This is a genomic window from Parabacteroides sp. AM58-2XD, assembly GCF_003463685.1.
Classification (GTDB): Bacteria; Bacteroidota; Bacteroidia; order Bacteroidales; family Tannerellaceae; genus Parabacteroides; species Parabacteroides segnis.
Genome location: NZ_QSDP01000190.1, coordinates 1 through 4,821, shown reverse-complemented (window position 1 = coordinate 4,821; position 4,821 = coordinate 1). Strand labels below are relative to the sequence as shown.

The window sequence follows — 4,821 nt, the reverse complement described above, 5'->3', positions numbered from 1 at the left end:
CGAGAGGGGGTAGGGGGTGTGTCAGCGTCAACCCGGAGTATTACTATTAGCCACCCCCATCAACACCACCAACACCACCCAGAACTCCGGCAACTGCAACGGATACGATGCCAGGCTGAACACCATCAGCGCCAATATCCCTCCGGCTGCTCCCGCCTGTCTGTTTTTCACCCCACGGAACAAAGAATAGCTTAACAACAATACAAAAACCATTAAACCCACCAGCCCCTGTTCCAAACCTATTTGTAAGAATTCATTAAATCCGTATTCCGGACATCCGGCAACCAGCATCTCTGTCTCCGAAGCCTTTCCCGAAGTGAAATACTCCGCCTGTGCTTCTGCATAAGCAGCCGGAAAACCCCCCGTCCCGGTTCCTGTCCAGGGTTGTTCCCTGATCGCTTGTCCCGTCACTTTCCATAAAAGTAGCCGGCCATTGGCAGAATCTTTCTTTAGCAGATAAATACCCGCCAATGCACCGGCTATGGAGATCAGGATCAAAATAGAAGATACGATAGTTAAGGTCCGGTTTTCATTCATGTATCTTTTAGTCTTTTCCCATCCGATCCGTTGTACCCAATACACCCATCCGCATGAAACGGCAGCCGCTATCCATGCCGTCCGGCTCATCCCGGCAGGAAGCACGACAATGATCGCCAGCAAACCGATCCATCCCAGGTAATGCAGATAAATCTTTGTTTGCCGTAGGATCATCCACAGGCAAACCGGCAATACGATTGCAAGGTACCCCGAATAAGGCCCCGGATTATAAAAATCCCCGGTCAGCTTGAACAAGGAATGGTTAGATCCTTCGAATCCATGTAACTGTCGCATTCCCGACACAGCTTCAATCCCTCCGGTCGCAACAACCACCGCCAGGAAAAATAACTGTAACTGCGGCCATCCGGTCAATATGAACCGCAGCAGAAACCACAATACGACTAATTGCCCGCCAAACAACATTTTCTCCGGTTCGGGATCCAGCTGCCGGTTATAAGTAAGTGCAACGATAGCCGCCAAAACCAGCACCAATCCGTCTGCGACCGAAAAGACAAACGGCTTTGCCGGTTTCATCAGAACAGCCGCCACCAGACTGCATGCTGCCAACAGCAACATCGCCAGATGAAACCAAAGAACTTTCCCTGTGACCAGCCCGTTAGCCAACCCTGTGTTGGTGGCAAAAACGGTGCACAGCAGAAAAATTCCGCTGATGGCGAGTAATGAGTAACTTATGTATTGTCTGTATTTCATGATTAATTTCTTTAATGAATTATTTTCATGAATCGTTCCCACCTGAATTTCTCCGTATACGGATCAACCGATTTCCAGATAATCCATGCTTTCCCCACGATATATTCTTCCGGCAACATTCCCCAATAACGCGAATCTTGCGAATTCATACCGTTATCGCCTGCCATAAAATAGTAGTTTTTCAAGAAACGATAGCCGTCGATCGGTTTTCCATTAAGAAAAGATGTGGAATCCTTGTATTCAAGAGTTCCCTGTTGTTCCCATTCAATCAGCTTTTTATATAAAACAAAGTTTGTCCGATTCATCCGGATCGAATCCCCTTTGGCGGGAATATGAAGCGGTCCGAAGTCTTTGATGCTCCAGCCGATAGTACCATCATAAGGGAAACTATGGAATATACCCTCTTGAAACTTTTCTGTAACGGCAATCTTTTTTTGCGAATCCGTATTACCAAGAGGTGTATTTATTCCGTTTACATGGAAAAAACCGTTTTGAATGGAGAGGGTATCGCCAGGTAATCCTACGCATCGTTTGATATAATATTTGAGGATATGCATTTCGATTTTATCCCAACTGTTAGGGTGTGGAAAATTGAAGACTAAAATGTCATTGCGTTTAATATTTTTGAAACCGGGAATACGATAAATCTCGGTTTGTTCATTTCGCATGGAAGCAAACAGATTGAATATACGCGGTCCGATCGTCGGCTTCCAGACCAGGATATTATCTCCCGTAGTTAATTCCGGTTCCATCGAATCACTAGGGATTTTGAAAGAGGCAAACAATAAGACCTGAGTGGCGAACCATGCCGTAGCCAGCATACATAACCAAAAGGTTACGTCTACAGTATATTGCGCTATTTTTTTCCAATGCTTTTTCATGCTTAATACCAACGAATAATACCGTTTTTATAGGTAAAGATACGATCATTTGTCCCTTTTACCTTTACTCTGTAAATTGTTCCTTGAGGTATATTTTCAAAAGTCATAAAATTGTAATCACCTTTTAAACTACCACCTTTAACCCATTGATTATTCCAATACCATAATTCTATGTCTATATCTTTGGGTAAATAATTTTTTGTATAGGGGATATATGAAATTCTACTGATTGACTTGGGTGTACCCAAATCAAACCAAAGTGTATTTTTCCCATCTTCCGGGTTGTTGAACCTGCCTCTGAAACCTGTGGCAGAACGACTGTCGGTAACCATGTTCAGTTCCTCTCCATTGCCAAGCGGTGTGATATCGGCTGAAACTTTTACACCTTGAATCGGTTTATCCTCTTTATTCTGTTCATAGAAAGATATTTCACAGAGTGCCAGTGAGTCTTTGGGAGATATTAGTTGTATATATCTATATTTTTGAGAAACTGGAAGATTGATCTCATTTTCCCATGTATCCATGCTGTCCGTCATCATATATAAGGTATCAACGGCTAAGGTATTCAAATCATTGCACCCTGTGAGATAAGCCCCGACCAGTGTTTCTTTCGCTTCGGCAATCTCTTCAGGATACAGATAAGCGGTATAGTTTCGTACGGTAACCGGCATTTTCTCCTCTTTGCATTCCAGTTTTTCGCAATTACCGTCTTTAGTCAGGATAAAAGCAGATGCGGCAGGTGTTAAAACTCCATTTTGGTAGAACATAGGCAAGTAAACAATATCTCTGCCCATCCCTTTGAAAGTCACTTTTTTGTTCCATTCTATTTTACCCCATTGCACGGGTTGCCATTCTTTTGCTCCGAAAACGCATAGATAGCAATAACGTGTGTTTTCGGGAATATGCTCCGTAATAGTTATTTTCACATCTGTTGTCTGGAAATATTCAGAAGAAACATCCTTCATAAATGGATTTTTGAATAGAGAAGGAATATCTTCTCTAGCAACCGCCTCATTACCCAACGGACCGGAAAAATGATGTTCGAATGTACGGCGATAGACTTTCGGCAATCTGAACTTGCCCCACAACAAGTCGAAGCATTCATTATTATAAATCCTTTTGTATTTCCACCGGTCATCGTCCCAAAACGGTTCGAAGGGATATGACTCTCCGCCAACGATCAGGCTGTTCCAGCTATGCCCCCCGGCTCGGTTTCCCCATTCCGGCACGAAGTCGATAGCAACTCCCATACCGAGGGCCGACATCATCAGGCAGTTATACCAGGCTTTGTCGTCGCATGAACCGCGTTTGACCTGTTCGAAAGAGGCGGCATTGTAAATCGGCATGGAAGCTGCCGCCCAGTTATTGTGCATCAGGTCGCTGTACATCCGGTGCAAGGAGTCCGTCACCTTCCTGAAGTCCATCGTATTGTCCTTGAAGATAGAGGCATGTCTTTGGTAAAAGGTATCCCGTGCCTGGTCAAAATAAGTCCCTTCAGCAAAACGGTAGGGTAAGACGTACCTACAAAAATCTTCGAATGAATCGTTTTGTGTATAGGCATTTTCTTTCCAAGCCTTGAAAGAACGGTCTATTTCACGGATGAGTTGCTCTGCTCGGACGGTTCGGACATCTTGCCGGGAAGGAGTTAACCGGGACTGGATTTTGGGACTTTCGTTCTTCCAAAGGGAATCGATTTCCTTGTACCATTCGGAGGAACGTTGCCATAGATGTTTTTCGGATATTGCGGCATGCTTGCCATAGACCGGTCGCATGTTTTCGACACAGGATGAATCAACGCCTATATGCCCCGGCTTATTCATAATCAAGAGCCGGGCGGCGGCCAGTTTTTCCGGGGCATCGGCATAGTGCGTCAGCACTTTCTCCAACTTGCCCCGGTTGTCACCTGCCAATTGCAAGGCTTGCTCCAGACGTCGGTTGTCCGGAGAGGTACAGGCTATCAGGAAAGTGGCTAATAGCAGGGAGATTCTTGATATGAATGTTTTTTGCATGTGATAAATAACTGTTTATTTAGAAAATATTTTCTCGCACAATCCAATGTTTTCTTCGTACATATTTCTGTAGAGTTGTTCGTTGTCAACTATCTCAGCGAAGTTGGCTCCTTTTCTTTACAACTTTACATGTTGTATGTAATTATGTATGCATCGTGATGTAATGCATAAATTTTGTTCTCTTTCTCATCAATTGCAAATGAAGATATTTGTGCATCTAATTCATATTTATTTAGTGGATTACCATTCCAATCAAATGTATATATTGTATTTGAGAAAGAGTAATGATTAGGATTTCTGCGTTCTTTTCCTGAATACAAAAGATAAATACAGTTATTAGTTGTTTTTATTCCGATATATCCTCTTCGTGTTTCTGGAAGTTTTATCATAGTGCCCTGATTTAAAGAACTTTCAATGTCGAATTTGAAGTTGAAATCTTTATTGGGACCTTTTGTCATTGCTAATAGATTGCCATTACTGTCGTATATTTCTAATAAGTCTAAATATCTACCAGCTATGGCTATCTTTGATTTGTCAGGTTTTACATTTATAAAAGAGGAAAATATATCACCAAGTATGTTATCTGGAAATTTATCATAGATGTTTTAAGAGGAAAATATATCACCAAGTATGTTATCTGGAAATTTATCATAGATGTTTTAAGTTATTATTATATATTTTCT

Annotated in this window: 4 protein-coding genes; all 4 read right to left on the bottom strand. The window is 42.5% G+C overall.

The window, feature by feature from the left end:
• Positions 1-27 precede the first annotated feature (27 nt).
• The 4 genes from DXA15_RS24515 to DXA15_RS24500 all read right to left on the bottom strand — a co-directional run bounded on the left by DXA15_RS24515 (position 28) and on the right by DXA15_RS24500 (position 4,740).
• A complete protein-coding gene (locus DXA15_RS24515; RefSeq protein ID WP_233567619.1) occupies positions 28-1,248 on the bottom strand; it encodes an O-antigen ligase family protein in 1,221 nt (406 codons plus the stop codon).
• 11 nt (positions 1,249-1,259) lie between these two features.
• Positions 1,260-2,129, bottom strand: coding sequence for a signal peptidase I (gene lepB, locus DXA15_RS24510; RefSeq protein ID WP_128135784.1), 870 nt, complete (start codon positions 2,127-2,129; stop codon positions 1,260-1,262).
• Between the two features lie 2 nt (positions 2,130-2,131).
• A complete protein-coding gene (locus DXA15_RS24505) occupies positions 2,132-4,138 on the bottom strand; it encodes a hypothetical protein (protein WP_128135783.1) in 2,007 nt (668 codons plus the stop codon).
• Positions 4,139-4,263: 125 nt separating this feature from the next.
• On the bottom strand, positions 4,264-4,740 hold the full coding sequence (locus DXA15_RS24500; protein WP_128135782.1) for a BF3164 family lipoprotein: 477 nt from the start codon (positions 4,738-4,740) through the stop codon (positions 4,264-4,266).
• Between the last annotated feature and the right edge of the window lie 81 nt (positions 4,741-4,821).

Bases quoted from the DNA above. Each gene is read 5' to 3' on its own strand.
- DXA15_RS24505 (WP_128135783.1), bottom strand. From the start codon at position 4,138: ATGCAAAAAACATTCATATCAAGAATCTCCCTGCTATTAGCCACTTTC.
- DXA15_RS24515 (WP_233567619.1), bottom strand. From the start codon at position 1,248: ATGAAATACAGACAATACATAAGTTACTCATTACTCGCCATCAGCGGA.
- lepB (WP_128135784.1), bottom strand. From the start codon at position 2,129: ATGAAAAAGCATTGGAAAAAAATAGCGCAATATACTGTAGACGTAACC.